We start from the raw sequence: 1,270 nt of genomic DNA on the forward strand, positions 1-1,270 counted from the left end.
CAAGTCACGAGTCGAATCGCCGGTGAATCGTGTGGTGAGTCGTCCGGCGACTTGCCTAACGTGATTGCCGGCCGTCGACGAACCCGATTCCTGAACGTGATGAAATCCGGTTTTCCGGCTGCGCCGGCAACGCTTCACGGCCACGCAATAAATTGCGTCCCCGTTCACCGTTTTCGGATGGGAAGAACGGTGGAAACAGGACTAACCCTGGCTAAATGGCGTGAATTTTCGCGCTATGCACTTGCGTGCATACTCATGCATGCCGTAAAAACAGAGCCTGCGCGTTTCTGGCGGGGTTTCGGGTGGTTTGTTGCCTGTTTTGCCGGTTTCCCGTCAGAAACGCCCTGAGGCCGTTTTAGCGGTGCGTACAATCATGGCTTTATGTTAAATGATAGATGCAAAAAAGCCCCGAAGGGGCCTGAAGGTTTTCCTGCTAAGGGGCGAAACGGGCCGCCTTCCGGCGACCTGTTCGGCAGCTCCCTCTGCGACCATCTTATTTGGTCAGTTCAGCCGTCATGTGGACACGGTTATTGAACTGAGCGCTGGTGATTTTGTATGACGCACCTTGTTCAGCGGCCTGTGCGGCAATTTTTGCTTCAGCACGATCCAGGGTGGAGGCGGTAGCGCTGACGCTCTGAGCAAACGCACCGAAAGACATCATGGATAGAGTGGCAACTGCAACGAAAGTTTTGATGGTTTTCATGGTCGTATTCCTTAAGTAATTTTGTTCTGTATGGGGCGTTGTTGCCCTGATGTGATAAATGATAGGGCGACCATGAGCTGATTAAAATCGAAACAATTTGCGGATATCATTCAAAAAAATAGAACAAAAAAATGAGCACATCAAAACCAGGTGTGAGACTCTGATTTAGGGGTGGGCAGGATGAATAGCCTCGAGGGGTCGTAAAATTATGGTCTTATGTAAAATTTTTTTAAGTGAATAGAGAGAATATAACTTAAGGGAGCGCCTTGTGCTGGGTCTTTTACATTAGATTTGCACAATCATTGTTTTGGCATCTGGTGATGTCTTGAGGACGTTTGAGATTACTGATAACTAAAGTATATGATGCTTTCTATACGTTATCCGGCGTTTAATAACGCTCTGGGATAAGCCAGCCTGTGAAGGGCTGGCTTAATTTTGATTTATATTTTTGAAATAAAACTTTTTATTTCATCAAAACAATTGTCTGCTGTGTTTATTATTCCATTTTTCATGGATATTCCTATCCTTGAGTCGGATTCTCTATTGCAGCTAAGATAGACTTTTATC

The 1,270-nt window shown here is 46.2% G+C and carries 2 protein-coding genes; one reads left to right on the top strand and one right to left on the bottom strand.

Annotated elements, in window-relative coordinates:
• A partial coding sequence (locus AYK67_RS17335) for a hypothetical protein (RefSeq protein WP_068081531.1) occupies positions 1–348 on the top strand: 348 nt, incomplete at its 5' end.
• Positions 349–493: 145 nt separating this feature from the next.
• On the opposite strand, the gene AYK67_RS01855 is transcribed toward AYK67_RS17335, so the two are convergent.
• Entirely contained in the window at positions 494–703 is a 210-nt protein-coding gene (locus AYK67_RS01855; RefSeq protein WP_064765250.1) for a YdgH/BhsA/McbA-like domain containing protein, read from the bottom strand.
• Positions 704–1,270: the final 567 nt, after the last annotated feature.

This window comes from Polycladidibacter stylochi (genome assembly GCF_001562055.1).
Lineage (GTDB): Bacteria > Pseudomonadota > Alphaproteobacteria > Rhizobiales > Stappiaceae > Pseudovibrio > Pseudovibrio stylochi.

What these genes read in the sequence shown, in the direction of transcription:
- AYK67_RS01855 (WP_064765250.1), bottom strand. Translation starts at nt 703, where the DNA reads ATGAAAACCATCAAAACTTTCGTTGCAGTTGCCACTCTATCCATGATG.